Origin of the sequence: Chryseobacterium piscicola (genome assembly GCF_900156685.1) — a bacterium.
GTDB classification, from domain to species: domain Bacteria; phylum Bacteroidota; class Bacteroidia; order Flavobacteriales; family Weeksellaceae; genus Chryseobacterium; species Chryseobacterium piscicola.
The window spans coordinates 16,627-37,634 of record NZ_FTOJ01000002.1 but is presented as its reverse complement, the minus strand read 5'-3'; the positions used below and the strand labels follow the sequence as shown (position 1 = coordinate 37,634).

General features: G+C 33.8%; 18 protein-coding genes and 1 tRNA gene. 11 read left to right on the top strand and 8 right to left on the bottom strand.

Translation table 11 applies throughout. The features are described from left to right. The first annotated feature begins 21 nt into the window (after positions 1–21). From BW939_RS04245 to BW939_RS04230, 4 genes are all read left to right on the top strand, one after another. On the top strand, positions 22–906 hold the full coding sequence (locus BW939_RS04245) for a Ppx/GppA phosphatase family protein (protein WP_076450219.1): 885 nt from the start codon (positions 22–24) through the stop codon (positions 904–906). 99 nt (positions 907–1,005) lie between these two features. Beyond that, a complete protein-coding gene (locus tag BW939_RS04240) occupies positions 1,006–1,989 on the top strand; it encodes a hypothetical protein (protein ID WP_076450217.1) in 984 nt (327 codons plus the stop codon). Positions 1,990–2,170: 181 nt separating this feature from the next. Then, positions 2,171–5,239, top strand: a complete 3,069-nt coding sequence (locus BW939_RS04235; RefSeq protein ID WP_076450216.1) for a choice-of-anchor I family protein — start codon at positions 2,171–2,173, stop codon at positions 5,237–5,239. A gap of 85 nt (positions 5,240–5,324) precedes the next feature. Then, entirely contained in the window at positions 5,325–6,062 is a 738-nt protein-coding gene (locus BW939_RS04230; RefSeq protein WP_076450214.1) for an exonuclease/endonuclease/phosphatase family protein, read from the top strand. A gap of 86 nt (positions 6,063–6,148) precedes the next feature. On the opposite strand, the gene BW939_RS04225 is transcribed toward BW939_RS04230, so the two are convergent. Then, complete coding sequence (locus BW939_RS04225) at positions 6,149–6,397, bottom strand: NifU family protein (protein WP_076450212.1); 249 nt, start codon at positions 6,395–6,397, stop codon at positions 6,149–6,151. Positions 6,398–6,438: 41 nt separating this feature from the next. Next, the gene (locus BW939_RS04220; RefSeq protein WP_076450211.1) at positions 6,439–7,542 is read right to left on the bottom strand and encodes an Mrp/NBP35 family ATP-binding protein; all 1,104 of its coding nucleotides are present in this window, start codon (positions 7,540–7,542) and stop codon (positions 6,439–6,441) included. 126 nt (positions 7,543–7,668) lie between these two features. Here BW939_RS04220 and BW939_RS04215 point away from each other — a divergent pair, with 126 nt between their 5' ends. Continuing rightward, positions 7,669–10,470 carry a GH92 family glycosyl hydrolase gene (locus BW939_RS04215; protein ID WP_076450209.1) on the top strand — a complete coding sequence of 934 codons (2,802 nt, stop codon included), beginning with the start codon at positions 7,669–7,671 and terminating at the stop codon, positions 10,468–10,470. A gap of 136 nt (positions 10,471–10,606) precedes the next feature. On the opposite strand, the gene BW939_RS04210 is transcribed toward BW939_RS04215, so the two are convergent. Together BW939_RS04210 and BW939_RS04205 are read right to left on the bottom strand one after the other, a co-directional pair. After that, positions 10,607–10,765, bottom strand: coding sequence for a hypothetical protein (locus BW939_RS04210; RefSeq protein WP_185115852.1), 159 nt, complete (start codon positions 10,763–10,765; stop codon positions 10,607–10,609). 83 nt (positions 10,766–10,848) lie between these two features. Next, complete coding sequence (locus tag BW939_RS04205) at positions 10,849–11,406, bottom strand: RNA polymerase sigma factor (RefSeq protein ID WP_076450208.1); 558 nt, start codon at positions 11,404–11,406, stop codon at positions 10,849–10,851. Positions 11,407–11,518: 112 nt separating this feature from the next. Between BW939_RS04205 and tyrS the strand changes: the two genes are divergently transcribed. Then, a complete protein-coding gene (gene tyrS, locus BW939_RS04200; RefSeq protein ID WP_076450206.1) occupies positions 11,519–12,814 on the top strand; it encodes a tyrosine--tRNA ligase in 1,296 nt (431 codons plus the stop codon). A gap of 61 nt (positions 12,815–12,875) precedes the next feature. Here tyrS and BW939_RS04195 read toward each other — a convergent pair whose 3' ends face one another. After that, positions 12,876–13,331 carry a hypothetical protein gene (locus BW939_RS04195; protein ID WP_076450205.1) on the bottom strand — a complete coding sequence of 152 codons (456 nt, stop codon included), beginning with the start codon at positions 13,329–13,331 and terminating at the stop codon, positions 12,876–12,878. A gap of 190 nt (positions 13,332–13,521) precedes the next feature. On the opposite strand from BW939_RS04195, the gene BW939_RS04190 reads away from it, so the two are divergent. The 3 genes from BW939_RS04190 (at position 13,522) to BW939_RS04180 (ending at position 16,131) form a co-directional block, all read left to right on the top strand. Then, positions 13,522–14,160: an alpha/beta hydrolase gene (locus tag BW939_RS04190; protein ID WP_076450203.1), complete on the top strand. Its 639-nt coding sequence runs from the start codon at positions 13,522–13,524 to the stop codon at positions 14,158–14,160. A 96-nt stretch (positions 14,161–14,256) separates the two neighbouring features. Then, positions 14,257–15,579: a PDZ domain-containing protein gene (locus BW939_RS04185; RefSeq protein ID WP_076450202.1), complete on the top strand. Its 1,323-nt coding sequence runs from the start codon at positions 14,257–14,259 to the stop codon at positions 15,577–15,579. Positions 15,580–15,582: 3 nt separating this feature from the next. Next, a complete protein-coding gene (locus tag BW939_RS04180) occupies positions 15,583–16,131 on the top strand; it encodes a hypothetical protein (protein ID WP_076450200.1) in 549 nt (182 codons plus the stop codon). On the opposite strand, the gene BW939_RS04175 is transcribed toward BW939_RS04180, so the two are convergent. The 3 genes from BW939_RS04175 to BW939_RS04160 form a co-directional block, all read right to left on the bottom strand. Then, the gene (locus BW939_RS04175; protein WP_076450199.1) at positions 16,104–17,135 is read right to left on the bottom strand and encodes a L,D-transpeptidase; all 1,032 of its coding nucleotides are present in this window, start codon (positions 17,133–17,135) and stop codon (positions 16,104–16,106) included. The two genes, BW939_RS04180 and BW939_RS04175, sit on opposite strands and share 28 nt — an antisense overlap. A 482-nt stretch (positions 17,136–17,617) precedes the next feature. Beyond that, complete coding sequence (locus BW939_RS04170; protein ID WP_076450197.1) at positions 17,618–18,295, bottom strand: type 1 glutamine amidotransferase domain-containing protein; 678 nt, start codon at positions 18,293–18,295, stop codon at positions 17,618–17,620. Positions 18,296–18,794: 499 nt separating this feature from the next. Next, positions 18,795–18,868: transfer RNA gene (locus BW939_RS04160), tRNA-Asp, on the bottom strand. A gap of 562 nt (positions 18,869–19,430) precedes the next feature. Between BW939_RS04160 and BW939_RS04155 the strand changes: the two genes are divergently transcribed. Beyond that, entirely contained in the window at positions 19,431–20,009 is a 579-nt protein-coding gene (locus BW939_RS04155) for a hypothetical protein (protein WP_076450194.1), read from the top strand. A gap of 143 nt (positions 20,010–20,152) precedes the next feature. After that, the gene (locus tag BW939_RS04150) at positions 20,153–20,983 is read left to right on the top strand and encodes a hypothetical protein (RefSeq protein ID WP_076450192.1); all 831 of its coding nucleotides are present in this window, start codon (positions 20,153–20,155) and stop codon (positions 20,981–20,983) included. Positions 20,984–21,008: the final 25 nt, after the last annotated feature.

Genomic DNA, 21,008 nt, shown 5'->3' with positions numbered 1-21,008 from the left:
TCAATAAAATACAATCTAAAAATGATCATTGCAGCGATAGACATAGGAAGTAATGCAGCCCGACTTTTAATCAACGAGGTGAAAATTCAAAACGGAAAACCAGAATTTATAAAATTAAATCTCCTACGAATACCTTTACGATTGGGTATGGATGTTTTCACAATTGGAAAAATTGGCGAAGAGCGTGAAAAAATGATCTTGGATTCAATGAAAATTTTTAGCGATTTGATGAAGGTTTATAAAGTTGAACACTACAGAGCCTGCGCCACAAGTGCGATGCGTGATGCCGAAAATGGAAAGCAGATTATTGAAAAAGTAAAAAAACAAGCCGATCTCGTCATTGAAATTATTTCAGGAGACGAAGAAGCGACTTTAGTTTATGAAAACCATGTTGCAGAAGGTCTTGACAAAGATTTCGCCTATCTTTATGTAGATGTTGGTGGTGGCTCTACCGAACTTACTTTCTACGAAAATGACAAAATGGTCTACGAAAAATCTTTCAACATCGGAACCATCCGTCTTCTCAACAATCTCGTTACAGAAGACAACTGGAAAGAAATGAAAGAGGAAATAAAAGCCAACATCAACAGCAAAAAACAAATTGTCGCCATCGGTTCTGGCGGAAACATCAACAAAGTGTTCTCAATGAGCAAAACCAAAGATGGCAAACCAATGTCAATTGCTTATCTAAAAAATGCTTACAAAGAATTTAATAGTCTAACTGTAAAAGAAAGAATGACCAAATACGGCTTCCGAGAAGACAGAGCTGATGTTTTGGTTCATGCGTTGAAAATTTACAATTTTGTGATGCATTGGGCAGATATCAACAAGATTTTTGTTCCGAAAATTTCTGTGGCGGATGGGTTGATTCATAATATTTATGAGAGGGTTTCGGGGGAGGAATGATGTTATACAGGTTATAAGTAAAAAATTTCATCATTCAAATTCTGCTTAACGGAAGTAATCATAATAACTCAAGTTTCTGAATGATTAAAGTAAAGAATTATGTATTTAAAGAAAATTATAATAATCAATCTTACTTTTCTCAATATATTTTTTTATGCCCAATTTGAAAAGAAAATAATAGAGACTGATAGTACCCATGTTGAAATAATTAAAAACTCAAAATACAAAGTTTTCAATGAAATATATAAGTATAAAGATTCTATTTGGAGTAAAGTTACATTTATCAATGACACACTAAAATTAAAAAGTAAAGGCTGGACCACAAAACAACATAAACGGCTAGGCTTTTGGCAAGAATACAATGAAGACGGTGATTTGATGTACTCTAGAGATTATGATAAAAATACTTGTATTATTAATTCAAATCTTTACCCATATCACGATTTATTAGTTGAGACGAAAAAAAAAGCAGATAAATTGATTCTTGAAAATTATGGTGAAAAATTCATGAATAATCATGTGATTTTCGAGTTTTATTGTTCTGCATATGAAAATAGTAAATATGTAGGTTCGTGGGATGAACCCTTGACAGCTAGACCCAATCGCTTTATTTTCGATTACAGTATTAGATTAAAAAAAAATGATAAGCCAACCTACTTACGAATTGAAATTGATAAAAACGGACAGTTTGTTCCCCAAGAACATTATTACAATTACGCTGGTTTTGAGAAAATTAAAGAAAAAAATAAAATATTTAGAATTTCAAAAGATGATGCAATCGCAACTGCAAATAAAAAAGGACTTAACAGCAACAATAGTGGGAAAGTTCAAGATTATTTAGTTTGGGAAAGCTTGAAAACTAAAGAGTTTTATAATGGTAATTTTAGATATTATATTACAAATCTAGTTGACAAAATTCATTATAAAAAATCAGAAAATAGGAAAGGTATTATATATAAATTTGATGTTTATGTTTTTAATCCATGGACAGGAAAATTTTTAGAAAAAAAGAAAATGAAATCTATTGAAGAATCAGGAAAAGTAAGCGGTCATACAACAGGACTTCTCCCTGATGAAGAATAATTTGACCAAATACAATTAAAATGAAAAGTCATTTTATTATTTTTGTGATGCTAACAATATTTAATAATAATTTAAAACTATAACATTTCTAACCAAAACATTTAACCATTTCATAATCTTCCCGTAAAAGCCTCACAACGTATAAGATTCATTTTTGCAACAATCTAAAAATTGAATAAAAATGAAGAATAAATACCTTTTGAGAAGTCTATTACCTATAGCAGCATTATTTCACGGAGCACTTGCCGCACAATCCACGCTGGTTCATTACTGGAATTTTAATAACAACGCTTCTGTTACTGCAATTACCACTCCTGCTTCAACACTTTTGAACGGCTCTATCACTGCAGTTTCTACGGGAACAGGAAATACAGATACCTTCATTGATTTTGCAAACGGCACCAATCAGAATTTCAATATTGATAATTTAAACGCAAGAAACGGAGATGCTTCCGGAACTCATTTAAGATACAATTATCCTATCAACGGAAATGTACAGTTCCTTCTACCTACCACCGGATATAATAATGTTGTTGTAAAATTCACAACAAGAAGATCTGGTTCGGGAGCAGGAAATCAGAATTGGTTTTACTCTTTAGACGGAACTACTTTTATTCCTTATCAGACGGTAACTTCACAAGACGCCAATCCTCAACTGATTACATTTGATTTTTCAGGAGTTGCAGGAGTTTCAAACAACCCCAATTTCAAATTAAAAGTAGAATTCTCTCAAGGTAGCGGAGGCGCCGTTGGAAACAATAGATTTGATAATTTTACGCTGGATGCCACTTCAATTGGCGGAACAGATACTACCCCACCAACCGTTGCGTATTTGCCTTCAAATAACGTGAACAACGCTTCTACAACAGTAAATCCTACAATTACGTTTAACGAAAATGTGAGATTAATTGACAACTCTGCAATCACTTCTGCTAACGCTCAAAGTTTGGTTGAATTAAGATTAAACAACGCAACGGGAACTGTTATTCCTTTCACTACGACTTTCGCCAACAATGCAATTACAGTCATTCCAACGGCTGGTTTGGTTCCGAATCAAGCATACTATTTAGCTTTAAAACCCAATTTAGTTGAAGACACCAGCGACAATGCAGTAATTACAGCTACTTCAAGTACTTTCACTACAGCAGGAACGAGCCTTTCTTTAGATAAAAATTTAATTAAAGTCACTGAAAATACAGGAACTTTAACATTCAAAATCAATGTAACCAATCCCTCCAACGCAACGGTTAATTTGGTGGTAAAACCTGCGTCTTTCAACTCTGCCAACAGCAGTGATTTTACTTTGACTAATCAAACCATTAACATTACTCCTTCTACTGCAAGTGTAAGTGTAAATATTCCAATTATCGACGATACTTTAGAAGAGCAACAAGCAGAATATTTCGTGGTTGGACTAGAAAATCCGGTTGATGCAACGATTACGGGTGATGCCAATTCTACTGTTTATATTATTGATAATGATAAAGCTGCTCCTGTTCCATCGAACCAAATTCAATTAAATTATATCGGAAGTTTTGATCCTTCAGGAAACAACACAAGTTCGACTGAAATTGTAGTTCATGATGCTGCAACACAAAGATTATTTACCATCAGTTCTTTAACGGATGTTTTTGACATCATCAATTTCTCAAATCCAACCACTCCAACTGTCATTCAAACTGTTAACATGGCACCTTACGGTGGTATTACAAGTATCGCAGTTAAGAACGGAATTATCGCAGTGGCTTCACCCAACGGAACAAATCCTCAGGGAAATGGTTCGGTTGTATTTTTCGACATTAATGGCGTGTTCCTGAAACAACTTAACGTGGGCGTTTTACCGGATATGATTACGTTTTCACCAGACGGAACCAAAATAATGACAGCCAACGAAGGAGAACCCAACGATGCCTACACCGTAGATCCGGAAGGTTCAATCAGTATTATTGATGTGCCTACTTTAACGGTTGCCGGAATTCAGGCTTTAACGCAGACGAATGTTACCACACTTGGTTTTACTCAGTTTAACGGAACGGAAGCTGCTTTAGCTGCGACTGGAGGAAGAAAAGTAAAATCTACCAGCACTTTAGCGCAAGATTTAGAACCTGAATATATTGCCATCAGTCCAGACAGCCAGAAAGCATGGGTTTCTTGTCAGGAAAACAATGCGATTATCGAAGTTAATTTAGCAACAAAAGCACTAAACGGAATTTGGGGATTAGGTAAAAAAGACATGAGCCTTCCTGGAAACGGATTTGATGCCTCAGACAATAACGGAGAAGTTTTAATTGCCAACTGGCCTGTAAAAACGTATTACAATCCTGATGCTATGGCATCTTTTAAAGTTGGAAACACCAATTATTTAGTAACAGCCAACGAAGGTGACGAAAAAGATTTGGGTGGGTTCAGCGAGAGAACAACGGTTGGAGCCAACGGATATACTTTAGATTCTGCATTATTCCCGAATGCTTCTATTTTAAAATCTTCTCACAATCTAGGAAGATTCCGAGTGACCAATGTGAACGGAAATACTGATGGAGACGCTGATTTTGAAGAAATTCATGCTTTGGGAGCTCGTTCATTCTCAATTTTCAATGCCGATACAAAACAATTGATTTTCGATAGCGGAGATCAGTTTGAAAGACACGTTGCAGCCAATCATCCATTGATTTTCAATGCCGATAACGAAGCCAACGGTGCAAAAAGCCGAAGTCGTGCAAAAGGTCCTGAACCAGAAGGCGTAACTTTAGGAACGATAGGAACTCAAACTTTCGCATTCATCACTCTGGAAAGAACCGGAGGTGTGATGGTTTATAATGTAACAGATCCGAACAATGTAACATTTACAGATTACAAACATTCAAGATCAACTTCTGCATTTGGTGGCGACAACGGTCCGGAAGGAATCACCTTCATTCCTGCCGCAAATATGAACAATGGAAAACCTTATGTCATCGTTGCCAACGAGATCAGTGGCACATTGTCGATGTACGAAGTTGCTCTTTCGCCAACGCTATCTACAGGCGAAATAAAAACTGAAAAAACAACCTTCAACATCTTCCCGAACCCTGTGAACAAAGGAAATACTTTATACTTCAACAGAGCTCAGGGTTACGAGCTGTACGACATGAGCGGAAAGCTTCTTGGAAAAGAAAAATCTGCCTTAATCATCGACACTTCAAAACTCAACACCGGAGTTTATTTAATTAAAACTTCAGAAGGCGAAGTGAAAAGAGTAATTGTAAAGTAAAATTTTTATATTTGATTTTGTTAAAGCCTCGATTTTTTCGGGGCTTTTTTGTATTTTTAAATCATATTAAAATAAACTAAGATTTGTGAAAATTATAACTTGGAATTGCAATATGGTTTTCCGAAATAAAGCAAAACATATCTTTGCTCATAACCCTGATATTTTGATTGTTCCCGAATGTGAAAATGAGGAAAAGTTAAAGTTCACAGATGAATTGAAAATTCCCAATGATATAATTTGGTACGGAAAAAACCCTAATAAAGGTATCGGAATTTTTGCATTCAATAATTATAAATTGAAGTTGCTGGATTGTCATAATCCAAATTTCAAAAATGTACTTCCAATATCTGTAACAAATGGCAATATCTACTTCATTTTATTTGCAATTTGGGCAAATAACCCAGAAGATAAAGACGGAGCTTACGTTACACAAATTTGGAAAGCAATAAATTATTACGAAAAGCTACTTTCTGAAAATAATACAATTCTAGTTGGAGATTTTAACAGCAATACAATTTGGGATAAACCTAGAAGAATAGGAAATCATTCCACTGTTGTAGCAAAATTAGAAGAAAAGCAAATCTTTAGTACTTATCACAAGTTCTTTAATCTAGTACAAGGAGAAGAAGAACATCCAACGTTATTTATGTATAGACATAGAGACAAACCTTATCATATTGATTATTGCTTTGCTTCACTATATTTTATTGAAAATTTAAAATCTGTCGAAATTGGAAAATATGAAGATTGGTCAATCTACAGCGATCATAAACCTTTAATTGTAGAATTTAATCTCGAAAATAAACCTCATGAAATTCTTTAACAAAATCAATTTTTAACCCACTTGAATTTTCAATAAAAAAGACAGACCTCAAAAGTCTGTCTTCAAAAAATATATCGTTGTATTTTTTATTCTACATTCACTACCTTTTCAATTTCGGGAGCGTGTTGCTTGATGGTATTTTCAACGCCTAATTTCAATGTTGAGAAATTAAGAGAACATGCCGAACAGTTTCCCAGAAGTTTTACAAAAACGGTATTATCTTTTACATCCAAAAGCTCGATATCGCCCCCGTCTTTATTCAAAAACGGACGAATGCTTTCCAGAGCTTCCAATACCTTGGTTACAGTATGTTCGTGTGCTATATTTGTCTCCATATTTGGTTTTTGTTTTCAAAAATGTATTTGAAATCTTTTTTTTATTTTTTTGGTGAGCAACCTGCCATTGTCGTGATTTTCACGGCTTCTGTAGGCGGTAGAAACTTATTTCTTTCTACTAAACTCTCTACCATTTTTCTTGCAGTATCTGTATAAATTTCAGCAATTTTAGAGCCTTCCTGAAGCGCTGCAGGTCTTCCCACATCTCCTGCTTCTCTGATGCTCTGTATCAACGGAATTTCTCCCAACACTGGAATATTTAAATCGTCTGCCAAATATTGCGCCCCTTGGTTTCCAAAGATATAATATTTATTGTCTGGTAATTCTTCTGGTGTAAAATACGCCATATTTTCTATCAATCCCAAAACTGGAATGTTGATACTTTCCATATTAAACATGGCAATACCCTTTCTCACATCTGCTAAAGCAACGTGTTGAGGTGTACTTACAATTACCGCTCCCGTTACCGGAACTTCCTGAATAATAGACAAATGAATATCACCTGTTCCCGGAGGAAGATCAATCAATAAGAAATCTAATTCTCCCCAAGCTGCATCTCTAATCATCTGGTTCAAAGCTTTTGAAGCCATCGGACCTCTCCAAACTACCGCTTGATTCGCTCCTGAAAAATAACCGATAGAAAGCATTTTCACACCGTAATTTTCAATAGGTTTCATCAAATTTTTCCCGTCAATTTCTACAGAAATAGGCTTCTGACCTTCTGTATCAAACATGGTAGGAACAGACGGCCCGTAAATATCGGCATCTAAAATTCCCACTTTAAAACCCATTTTTGCTAAAGTTACCGCAAGATTGGCAGCAACTGTAGATTTACCAACACCTCCTTTTCCGGATGCGATGGCAATAATATTTTGAATTCCTGGGATTTGTTTTCCTTTAATCTGACTTAGCTGTACTTCACTTGGCTCGGGAGAAACTATTTTTAGTTTTAAATTTATTTCTTCTCCGAATTCACTTGCAAAAGCCTGTTTCATTGCTGCTTCAAGCTTCTTTTTTTCGTGCATTGCAGGTGAATGAGCGGTCATGTCGATATACACATCGCTGCCCATTACCTGAAAGTTACTCACCAAATCATCTACTTCTATTTCTTTAAGGAAATCCTGAACCTTTTCTTTAGTCAACATAAAAATATAAATTGGATACAAATTTACGGAAATTTTAGCTATTTAGAATAAATAAAGAGACTGATAGATAAATTCTTTTGTTGACTTAAAATTTGTGTATTTTAGGGCGATTTAAATTTTAAACTCATGCAAAAATTTTTATTCATTCTTTTAGGATTGATTAGTCATACTTTATTTTCTCAAAATTATTCGCAATACGTGAATCCCTTCATCGGAACGGGCGGTCACGGTCATACTTTTCCCGGAGCAATCGTGCCTTTCGGGATGGTTCAGCTTTCTCCAGACACCAGAATTGATGGAAGCTGGGATGGCTGCAGCGGTTATCATTATTCGGATTCGGTGATTTACGGTTTTTCTCATACCCATTTGAACGGTACAGGAGTTTCGGATTACGGAGACATTATGCTGATGCCGACAATGGGAAATCCAGGACTGACTCCGAAAGAATATTCGTCAAAATTTTCGCACAAAAACGAGAAGGCAACAGCAGGATTTTATTCGGTTAAGTTGGACAAACACAATATCGATGTACGTTTAACGACAACAAAAAGAGTGGGTTATCATGAATACACATTCAACAAGGCCGGAAATGCCAATATTATTTTAGATTTAAATCACAGAGATAAATTATTGGAAGGTGAAGTGAAAATTATTGACAGCAAAACCATTGAAGTTTTCCGAAGAAGTGAAGCTTGGGCGACCAATCAATACATCTATGCAAGAATTGTGTTCTCAAAACCGATGAAACTTTCGAAAAAAGATTTTAATGGTAAAAATGAAAACAATACTTTTTCAGGAACTAAATTAGGTTTAGCATTTACTTCAGCAGTCAAAAAAGGTGAAAAAATCAGTGTAAAAGTGGCGATTTCTCCCACAGGTTATGAAGGTGCAGGAAAAAATATGCTTGCTGAAGGAAATTCAACTGATTTTGAAACCATTAAAAGACAAGCCGAATCAGATTGGAACAAAGAACTATCCAAAATTGAAGTTAAATCTTCTGAAAAAGACAAACTGACCGTTTTCTACACCGCTTTATACCACGTTTTCACTCAACCTAATATCAATATGGATGTTGACGGAAAATACCGTGGAAGAGACAATAAATTTTACATTGCCAAAGATTTCGAGTACTACTCCGTTTTCTCGCTTTGGGATACTTTCAGAGGTGCACATCCTTTGATGTCTTTAATAGACAGAAAAAGAACGGCAGATTTCGTTAATACCTTCATTAAACAACGTGAACAAGGCGGTAGAATTCCGGTTTGGGAACTGGCTTCCAATGAAACAGAATGTATGATCGGTTATCATGGCGTTTCCGTCATTGCCGATGCGATGGCAAAAGGAATTACAGGTTTTGATTACGAAAAAGCATTTGAAGCTTCAAAAAATTCTGCAATGCAGGACATTTTTGGTTTGAATGCTTACAAACAGAAAAATTACATCAGTATTGATGATGAGCATGAAAGCGTTTCTAAAACTTTAGAATATGCCTATGACGACTGGTGTATCGCTCAAATGGCAAAAATTTTAAACAAAAAAGAAGACTACGAATACTTCATGAAACGTTCTCAAAACTGGAAAAACCTTTACAATCCGAAAAACGGTTTTATGCAGGCAAGAAAGAACGGAAACTGGTACGAACCGTTTGATCCGAGTGAAGTCAATAACAATTATACAGAGGGAAATTCGTGGCACTACTCTTATTCCGTTCCGCAGGATATTCCGGGTTTAATTGAGGCTCATGGCGGAAAAGAAAAATTTGAACAGTTTATTGATGCTATTTTCTCTGCTCCCGATAAAACCACAGGAAGAGAACAAGTTGATATTACTGGATTAATGGGGCAATACGCTCAAGGAAACGAGCCAAGCCATCACATCGCTTACCTTTATAATTTCGTTGATAAACCACAGAAAACAGAAGAAAAAATCAAATATATTCTTGATAATTTCTACAAAAACACTCCTGATGGTTTGATTGGAAATGAAGATTGTGGACAAATGAGTTCATGGTTTATTTTAAGCTCTATGGGAATTTATTCCGTTACTCCTGGGAAACCTGAATGGGAAACTGTAACGCCTTATTTTGATGAAATTAAATTGCATTTGGAAGACGGAACAACAAGAATCATTACGAAAAACACTCCAAAAAGTGAGCTTAAAAAACTAGGTTTTGAAAATATAAAACCTGTTAAAGACATGAAATATGCAGAGCAGACTGCTTCACCTGTTATCAATGCAGATCGTCTTTTTGAGTTTACCACTCAGGTAAAAATCAATCCTTTGAAAGAGAAAGATAAAGTGTATTACATCACTTTAGATGAAAATGATGCCAACGTAAGAAAAACTTTTAAAGTGTATAAAGAGCCTTTTACCATCAGCAAAACAACACAAGTTTCCACTTACGCAGAAAGAAATGGTGAGAAAAGCGGTATCACCACAGCCAATTTCAACAGAAAACCAAATCATTGGGATATTACCATCAATTCAAACGTTAATCCGCAATATACAGCAGGTGGAAAATTGGCTTTAATTGACGGCATCAATGGTGATGTAAACTGGAGAAAAGGCGAATGGCAAGGTTACCAAGGACAAACTGTGGAAGCAATTATTGATTTTAAATCTCCTCAGCAAATCAAGTATATCTCCTCAACCTATTTACAAGACAGCCGAGCATGGATTTTGATGCCTAAAAAAGTGGAATATTACGCTTCTATGGATGGAAAAACATTCATTCTTGTGAAAACTTTAGAAAATAATGTTGATCCAAAAGATACCAATGTTCAGGTGAAAGATTTCTTTACTGAAATTCTTCCAACGGAAGCGCGTTACCTAAAAGTAAAAGCCTATCATTTTGGAAAACTTCCGGAGTGGCATCAGGGATCAGGTGGTGATGCTTATATTTTTGTGGATGAGATTTCTGTGAAGTAGAAATTTTTGATTTAAAATAATGAAACCTCTTTCGATTGGAAGAGGTTTTTTTGTTTAGTATCTAAAAAACAGCTTCAGAACCTTCAACAATTAAATGATAATCACATTCGGCTTTAGCCAATCGATTATACTAAAATTAATTCATTCTCTCCGAACACTGCAATTCCTCCGGCAATTCTTGATTGGAAAACTCAATAGGAATGACTCTCCTTTTCTTTCCATTTGCAGAACGGTTTGAAGCGTGAAAAAGTAAAGGTTTCATCATCATGGTTCCGCCTTTTTCAACGTTGCACATTTTTCAGGTTTATCAAAGTAATTATTATTAATTACAAAATATTTTTCGCCAAAAACTTCTTTATCAAATTCATATTAAACCATTTATTCATTAAAATCATTATTTTTCAGCAACTCAGCCAAAACTTTTTTAGCCCGCATCACTCTTACTTTGGTATTGGCAACAGAAATTCCCAATTCATCAGCAATTTCTTTAATGCTTTTTTCTTCAAAAAATCGGAGTCTTAAAATATCCTGATAATTTTTATCCAGAGATTCTATGGTTTTTATGATTTTCTTTTGCTCTTCATCTGAAATCATGAGTTCTTCTGGAGATTTTGCAAAATGATTTTTTACCTCATCTAGATTTTCTGTAGGATCTTGATTCTCACGAGATTTCTTTCTCCAAAAATCAATAATTGTATTTTGGGCAATGGTTAAAACCCAGGTTTTAAACTGAAAATGAGGATCATACATATCCAATTTAGACAAAACTTTAGAGAAAACATTGACGGTGATTTCGTCGGCATCGTTTTCGTCTCTCACTTTTTTCATCACAAACGAAAAAACATCAACCCAAAAAATGTTGATAAGTCGTGTTTGTGCCTTTTGGTCTTTATCCTTGGCTTTGGAAATGAGCAAAAATAATTGTTCGTCGTTCATTACGAACAAATATAACTGATTTTAAATTTAAACTCAAAACTTTAGACATCAAACTCTAAACCTTACATTGTAATTTTTCTATCTTTGTAAATTAAATTTTAAACAGAAAATAATGAACCCTTTTATTGAAGAACTGAAATGGCGCGGTCTTTTTGCAGACATGATGCCCGGAACAGATGAGCAACTTGATAAGGAAATGACAACTGCTTATATCGGGTTTGATCCTACCGCAGATTCTTTGCATATCGGAAGTTTGATTCAGATTAAAATTTTGGCCCACTTCCAAGAGCATGGTCACAAACCAATCGCATTGGTAGGAGGCGCTACAGGAATGATTGGTGATCCTTCTGGGAAATCTGCAGAGAGAAATCTCCTTGATGAAGAAACGCTTCTTCATTATGTTGACTGCCTGAAAAATCAATTATCCAGATTCTTGAATTTTGAAGGAAGTGAAGCCAACAAAGCTGAATTGGTCAATAATTACGACTGGATGAAAAATATTTCTTTCCTTGATTTCGCAAAAAATGTTGGGAAAAACATCACAGTAAACTACATGATGGCGAAAGATTCTGTGAAGAAAAGATTTTCTGGTGAAGCTGGTGCAGATGGAATGAGTTTTACGGAATTTACTTATCAGTTAATTCAAGGTTATGACTTTTTGCATTTATACCAAAACAATGGCGTGAAACTTCAAATGGGCGGTTCAGATCAATGGGGAAATATCACTACTGGGACTGAATTAATCCGTAGAAAAGCACAGGGAACTGCTTTCGCGCTCACGGTTCCTTTAATTACAAAGGCGGACGGTTCTAAGTTTGGAAAATCTGAAAGTGGCGAAAATTATTGGTTAGATAAAAAGAAAACTTCACCTTATAAATTCTACCAGTTTTGGTTGAATGCTACCGACACTGATGCTGAAAGATTCATCAAATTCTATACTTTTTTACCTAAGGAAGAAATTGAAGCTTTAATTGAAGAACACAAAACAGCTCCTCACGAGAGAAAACTTCAGAAAAAGCTGGCTGAGGAAGTTACAGTTTGGGTTCATGGACGAGAAGAGTTTGAAAAAGCGGTAAAAGCATCCGAAATTCTCTTCGGAAGATCTACTGCTGATGACTTGGTAAGTTTGGATGAAGAAATTTTTCTTGAAATTTTTGATGGCGTTCCTCAGAAAGAGCTTGCAAAAACAGATGTTTTAGGAATTAATATTATTGAACTGCTAACAGAAAAATCAGAATTTCTAAAATCTAAAAGTGAAGCCACGAGAGAATTGAAAGGAAATTCCATATCAGTAAACAAAGAGAAAGTTGACGATCAATACTCTGCTGTAGAAAGCGATTTAATAGATGGCAAATTTCTTTTACTACAAAAAGGAAAGAAAAACTATTTTATTATAAAAGCAATATAATGAAAACTAAAAAACCGCCAATCGGCGGTTTTTTTATATCTTAAAAGTTTAACACTTTTACTTATAACTCTAAAAAGCTGAAATCTACTGAAACACTTTTGTTTCCCGATCCTGTTATTTTTTTTGTAACTGCTACGTCACCATCTACATAGATTGTAGCAATCAATTGAGAATCACCATTTGGTAAAATTGCATTAGCGTCAAGATTAAGCTGTGCTTGGCTTGAGTTTACAAAAAACTCTTCGCTAGACCAAGTAAGAACACCAGGTTGCACTGGGTCAAACTTTGTACTTTGGCTTGTTCCTACCTGAGTAACAATAGTTTTCAAAACTACTATCTCTGTACCAGAGGGTGCTCCTCCTTTTACCCCTTTCACTTCAAATCTCACCAAATGATCTGTAAACTTCACTTCATCATCGTCGTTTTTACAAGATGTAGTCAAAGAAAATACAGATAAAACAAATAAGAATAAAAAAGAAAATTTAAGTAAACTTTTTGATGTGTAAAAATGCTTCATTTCTCCAGATAAATTTTTAATGATTCAAATATAGGATTTTTATCAATATAAAAATAACTTTTATGAAAATTTTCCAATAATGCATTGTAATATATATCAAATCATCAAAAATAAGTTTTATTCAAAAACTTCTACCCTGCAGAATTTGGCAGTTTTTGATTGAACATGATTTATTGATTATATTTGCTCTATGAATTTAGATTACATCGTAAGAGAACCAGAGCAAATTACATCTTCTACCCCAATTCTGTTTATGTTACACGGTTATGGAAGTAATGAGCAGGATCTTTTCAGTTTTAGAGAAGGTCTTCCTTCAGACTGGATTCTCATTAGTTTCAGAGCACCAAAAGCGACAGAATATGAAGGCTTTTCTTGGTTTGACATCAATTTCAACACACCTGAAAATTTTATAGATATCAATCAGGCAAACGAAATGGTTGAAGTACTCATTCAAAACATTATGAAAATCATTAATAATTATGGATTGACTGATAGCAAGACCCATCTATGTGGTTTCAGCCAGGGCGGAATTCTTTCTTATGCTTTAGCGCTCAGACATCCGGAATTATTTAATAAAATAGCTTTGATGAGCACTTATCCGGAAGAAAAATTGCTTCCCAATATTATAAAAGACAAAAGAAAACTTGAAAATCTAAGATTTTTCATTTCCCACGGAACAGACGATGCCATTATCCCTTTAGAATGGGGAAGAAAAGCTGCAGATATGCTTTATGATTTGAGTTGTTATTTCACATTTAGAGAATACATGAACGGTCATGGGGTTAACCAAAAAAATTACATTGATTTGATGGAATTTTTTGCTAAATAACTCATATACAATACAATAATTCACATAGAAAACATTTTCATATTCTGAAGATGTTTTTTTTATGGTATCAAAGGATTTATTTATTAAATTCATTCAATGAAATCTTTCGTTATTTTTCTTTTACTTCTGGTTAGTATTTTTTCCGATGCTCAAAATTCTTTTGAAATGAAAGAGGCTAAGAAAATAGTGATTCCTTTTCAGCTAATTAATAATTTAATTTTTATTCCCATTGAAGTGAACGGTGTAGAACTTACGTTTTTTTTGGATACCGGCGTCAATGAAACTACGATTTTCAGTCTCGAAAACAAAGAAATGAAACTCAGTAAATTAGAAAAAATGACTTTTACAGGTCTTGGTGCCAGTGGAAGCATTGAAGGTTTTAAATCTGAAGGAAATACCGCTAAAATTGGGGAAAACTTCATAAACAACAGTTTTTCTTTTTTCATCATCGCAGATCCTGATTTTAACATCTCATCTCATATTGGAATTCCCGTAAATGGTATTATTGGTTATCAGTTTTTTAAAAATCATCAGATTATTATTGATTATACATCAAAAAAAATAACGGTTTTTTCTGATGATCAAATTTTTAAATCAAAGATTAAAAAATTTGAAGAATTTACTATTACCGTAGAAAAATTTAAACCATACATTGAGGCAAAAATAGAAATGACCAATGAGCCAAAACCTTCAAAACTACTTTTAGACCTAGGAAATGCTGATGCAATTTGGCTCTTCCCTACTCTTATAAAAAATTTCGTGTATAATCGCCCGAATATTGATGATTATTTAGGAAGAGGCTTTAATGGTGATATTTTTGGCAAAAGAAGCCGTATACACAATTTTTATTTAGGGAAATTTAAATTTGAAAAACCTCTGACTGCTATGCCGGATGAATATTCTATACAAAATCTAAGCTTGGTAAAAGACAGAAAGGGATCAATAGGAAGTGAAATATTTCGAAGATTCACTGTTGCGTTTGATTACAAAAATGAAAAATTATATTTGAGAAAAAACAGGGATTTTGAAGACCCTTTTCATTTTAATATGAGTGGCCTAGATTTTAAACAAGACGGTCTACAATGGGAACAAGATCTAATGCGTTTAGAAGGAAAAAAAGGTATCGATTTGCAAAGTACGGAAGTTATTAACAATACATTGCAGTACAAATTTGTTCTAAAACCTATTTTTTCTATTGCTGGTGTAAGAAAAGATTCTCCTGCGCAAAAGGCAGGATTTCAGAAAGATGATCTTTTAATTAAAATAAACGGAAAAAATACTTCAGATATGACGATGCAAAAAATGGTAGATTTGATGAAATCTGAAGAAGGCAAAAGCTTTGATATAGAAATTGAAAGAAAAGATAAAAAAATAACTTTGAGCTTTACTTTAGAAGACCCCATACCTTACCAAGAATAAAATATGAATACAGAAGAAACTACTTTAGACAAAATAAGAAACAGACCTAGATTCAAAATGTTTAGTCTTCTTTCAAAAGAAGATTATGCTATCAATCTTAAAGAATATCTCAATTCTCACTCTGATGAATTTGAAGGCAATGTAAATAATGAAGTTGCAACCATCTGCGTAAAAACACCCGAGGATAACTACTGGAATCCTCAACTTGCCTTGCGCACCGAGACAGAAGACGGCAAAACTGTTGTACGAGGTATTTTTGGTCCCAGCTCAGCAGTCTGGACGTTTTTTATGTTCCTCTACTTTCTATTTACCATTTTTTGGATGACTTTCTTCACGATGTTTTATGTAGAAAAACAAATAAAAAGCAATGAGTACCCTTGGGCACTCACTGCGTCTTTTGTGATGTTATTTTTTATTGGCCTTACTTATGCTGCAGCAAGATTCGGACAGTTCAAAGGGAAAAAAGAAATGTTGAAACTTAGAAAATTCGCAGAAGAATCTACGCTAAATTTCGAAAGCAAAGATCAATTGCCAACCTCACCTGATTCTTGAATTTTCTGAGCCTCCAAAGCTTTAGATTGTGAAATTGAATCTGCAACTTTCTCTCTATTAGTCTGTTCTTTTATCATTTTTTCCATGTGAGGTTTTAGTAAAGCTTCCATTTCTTCTACTGAAATATTATTGGCATTGGGATCAGATAATAGTTTTCGCCAAGGTTTTTGGCCGCCCCATTTGTAATCTCCAAAAACCATCACAGGAGTTCCTTTTGCTTTCGTAGTAGCACCTCCTGGATTCAAAATCCATGTATCTGCGTATGAATAGAGCCACATCGCATCTTTTCTCAACAGTCTGAGACATGAGTGTGATGCAGGATATCCGGGAAGCTCATACTCGTGCCAACCTATACCACCAAGATTATGAATATTAAAATTATAAGGCAGCTTCCACTCACTTTTTACGGTTGATATTGCCAATTTTTTCTTCCAGTTGGCAAATGTAAGTCCTCTCGTGGTTTGCGCTGTTTTTTTACCCATACTTGTAGGTCCCCATTTTACCAAATTCCCATTAGAATATACTCCGTAAGCTTGAATTGGGTATGAAAAAATTACAAATTTCTTTACGTCATTCAAGACATCCAACTGGATAGGAAATGGCGAATAAGACATCAACGTAGAATCTATTTTGGCAGGAATTACCAGTGTGTCTGCACTTCTTCTGAATTTAGAATCTATTCTGTTGAGTGCTAAAATAGAATATCGCTGTTCTGCTGTATATCGTTTTTCAAAATCTGTATAAAGTGAATCTCTAAGCTTTTTATCTTTTGGGAAAATAATACCGCTATAAAAACCATTTTCCTGAATCATTGGCGCAATAGATTCTTTTGCCGGTTCCGTAACTACAGAATCCGGATTTTTTGCTACTTCAGATACTTTTTCAGAGATCGCTTGTTGGTTTTTAGGATTAGAAACATCGGCATTTTCTTTTTTACATGAATATAAAATGGTGCTTACACTGACAATTAAAAATAAAAATTTAGGATTAAATACTTTTTTCATACATTCTGATTTCTGAACTAAAAATACAAAATTCAGACCTTAAATTTAAATTTGTCACAAAAATATTTTAAAATTCAATTTAAGCTAAATTAATAGCTCTTTTCATACTATTTTATTTAATGAAAAATATACGATGATGATTTTTTATTTTTCACAACTTAAGGATTTTATAATATTTCTCTAAGCTACAAATGAATTTAATCCTCTAAAATGACTCTTGTTCAATTTTTAATTGAAGATCTTGAGAGTAAAAATTTATTCATCAATCATTTTGCTTAATAAAAGATGCATTTTTTCTGTTTTGATTATCTTAGGCTATAAAAAAGACGACACCAATCTAAAACTAGTGAAATTGTTTTGATTAATTTATTGATAATCATAAAAAGGCTCAGATTAAAAAATCTAAGCCTTGAATTTTCAAATTACACACTTTATGAATGTATACTTGTTTTAATATTTTTTGTTCTGCAAAAGAAACTTATTTAGAGAAGCTGTAATAGTTCCTCTGCCACCTTTTCTGAAGAGGCAGGATTTTGTCCGGTGATTAAATTACCATCAACTATGGCATAAGGATTCCAATCTTCAATTTTACTATACACACCTCCATTCTTTTTTAGCATATCTTCCACTAGAAAAGGCACTACATCAGTTAATTGAACTGCTTCTTCTTCAGTATTGGTAAATCCTGTTACATTTTTACCACTCACTAAATATTCATCATTTATTTTCACATCCTTCAAAACTCCCGGTGCATGGCATACAAAACCAACAGGTTTGCCCGTGGTATAAAAATCAACGATGAGCTGTTGAGAAACTTTATCTTCAGCAAGATCCCACAAAGGACCGTGTCCGCCAGGATAAAATACCGCATCAAAGTCTTCACTTTTAACTTCAGATAGTTTATGTGTATTTTGTAATTTATCCTTCAAAACATCATCGCTATCCATTCTACGTGTAGCATCTGTCTGGGATGCAGGGTCTTCACTTTTGGGATCAATTGGTGGAAGTCCACCTTTAGGAGAGGCTAATGTAATCTCAACGCCTTTATCTGCCAGCGTATAGTATGGAGCTGCCAATTCTTCTGTCCAAAATCCGGTTTTTAAACCTGTGTTTCCTAATTCATCGTGACTTGTAAGTACGAATAAAACTTTTTTACTCATTTTTAATTTTTTTTTAAATTATTACACAAAATTAATTCTATAACCTGTTCTGATATAAGGACCGAAATCACTAATTTAATGTGATCCAAATCACAATAATAAAATTTCTTACCTGATATAGTTATAATACCATTTCCCACATCCAAAATCTTACCAATTGCAGAATTGGTAGTTCTATGAACCATGTACATCCTAGACTTTGAAGTGTTAAACGGTAGTATAAATTCTCATTTTTACCTCCCAAGGAAAATATTGAATTTGCTTAAGTCTTAAATTCCCGATTAAAAAAAAACACTTGTTTAACTGTTTAGTTGCTGAACTAGCTCCTGAAAAGGGTTTGTCTGAATTTTCAGTGACCTTTTTAAACCTGTTTCAACAGGTCACCGAATAGGTCACTTTCAGAGTGTGATTTTTTGACTCTCTTTGAACAGATATAAAACAAAAAAAGCTTTAAAACATACGTTTTAAAGCTTTTGGTACTACTTTGATATTGTAGCTGCGATCCGGACGGGACTCGAACCCGCGACCTCCGCCGTGACAGGGCGGCATTCTAACCAGCTGAACTACCGGATCATTTATTAAAGTAAACTGATAGAAATTTTTGAAATCCAAACTAAAAATGTTCTTGTCCAAAAAGCTATCTATTAATTCTACTACTCTAGTATTTTAAATCACTTTAAAACAATATTGTGATTTTTTTTACTTCTGCAAAGATATTATTTTTTTTTTATTTTAACAAAAAAAACATCGAAAATCTATACCAAAACCCCCTAAAACACAGACTATCAAAGACAAAAAAAAAACAAAAAACATTATAAGTAATGAGAAAAATTAATTAAATCTATTTTTTTTACCTATTGTTAAATAAAACTGTCATCATCTGATTTTTTTCAGGAACAATTCCCTCTTCTTGTACATTCGAATATTAATCAACTATCTGATCATCTTTTTCCAATACAAATATTCAAAAATATCTTTAGGTGCCAGTTCTATAGCTATTAAAAAATTAAATAATCTATCAATTTTACTGTTTTCTATATTTTTTATAAAATATTTAAAATAATTATTATATTTGTGAAATTAATTAACCTAATATAATTAGTTAATAAAAAAACACAAATGAAACCCTATCTAAATGAAAAAAAAAATTCATGGATACATTGTAGAATGGTTAAAAAAACCAAATGCAATGATCATCCTACTTTTTCTTTTATTTTCGAATCCTTTATCTGCGGGTTCGGTAGATAGTACTGTAATTCAATCTAATCAAGATGCTGTTATACATGTATACTCCGGTGCTTCAATGTATGGAACAGAAGAAGTAAATAAGGCAAAGATTATTCACATCCCTAATTCCTCTGAAAATAGAATTGCTGGAATTGAATCAAAAAAACCACAAAATACTAAAGCTAAAAAATTAGTTAAAATCCTTTTAAAAAAAGCAATTGTCTCTAAAAAAGCAAAGTCAGATAAAAAAATATATGATCCGCTTTCTACCAACTCCCCTAATACCCTATCGGTTCTTAAAAAATTAAATCCAAGTGTATCCAGCAACAACTTACAGGATTTTCCTAAATTTCAAAACCATACTATAAATTCACTTGTAAGAGATAAAAAATATCTCTCTCAGAACTCCATCTTTTCTTACAGTCAAAAAAGAGATCCAATTGGATTCTATCAAATTTATACAGTAAGGCCGCCTCCATTTTTCTAGTTTTATTGCTGATTTAGCAGGTTTTTTCTTGCTTAAGCAAAATCTATGTGTTGATGATTTTTAGTCAAGTTTAAACAAATTGACACTAATCTTATTTACTAAAAATGACCAGTAAGGTCATCACTCTTTAAAATTTTAAAACTATGAAAAAGAATATATTATTAGTTTCTTTATTAACTTCTGCAACTTTATTTTCACAAGTAGGAATTAATATTGATACTCCAAAAGCAACTTTAGATGTCGTAGGTTACGCAACAGACATCTCTAAACTAGATGGAATTATTGCTCCAAGAATTACAGGTAATCAGTTGCGTCTAAAAACTTACACAACTTCGCAAAATGGAGCAATTGTATATGTTACAGCTGCAGATTCATCTCCCGCGGGACAAACCATTAATGTGAAAAGCATTGGTTACTACTTCTTTGATTCCATAACAATGACATGGCTGAAATTGGCTGTACAAGAGAGTACATACCAGCTATTTGAGGCGTTTTTTAAGGAAGCTACTGCGCCTGTAGATACGCCAGCTGGAACTAGTGATAATACTAATTTGGGACTCTCAATCACTGCGACAGTTCCTGCGAATTCTACTGTAAAGGTGATATTGAACTACAGCGTTCCTATGGGTACTTACCCCATTGGAGCAACTACTAGTGGTACAAATCCAAATGCTAATGTGGGTGGCTATTTTGGGATTCGTTTTTTAAAAAATGGAACAGAAGTACAATCTGGTTCTCGAAAAAATATAGTTCCCTTTGGGAGCGCAGGCACCAATATGAATACCGTTGGAGCTAATTATGTGGAAGAAATTACAAATTCGACTTCATCACCTATAGTAGTTACTTATACTCTAAATGGATATGTTGAAGGTACTTTAACTGCAACCCGTTTCAATATGTGGGATTCATCTGGCACAAATTATAATTGGGGGAAAGGTACAATCTCAGTTACTACATTTGTAAAGCGCAATTAACTATTTAGACTCGTATTTAAAAGAT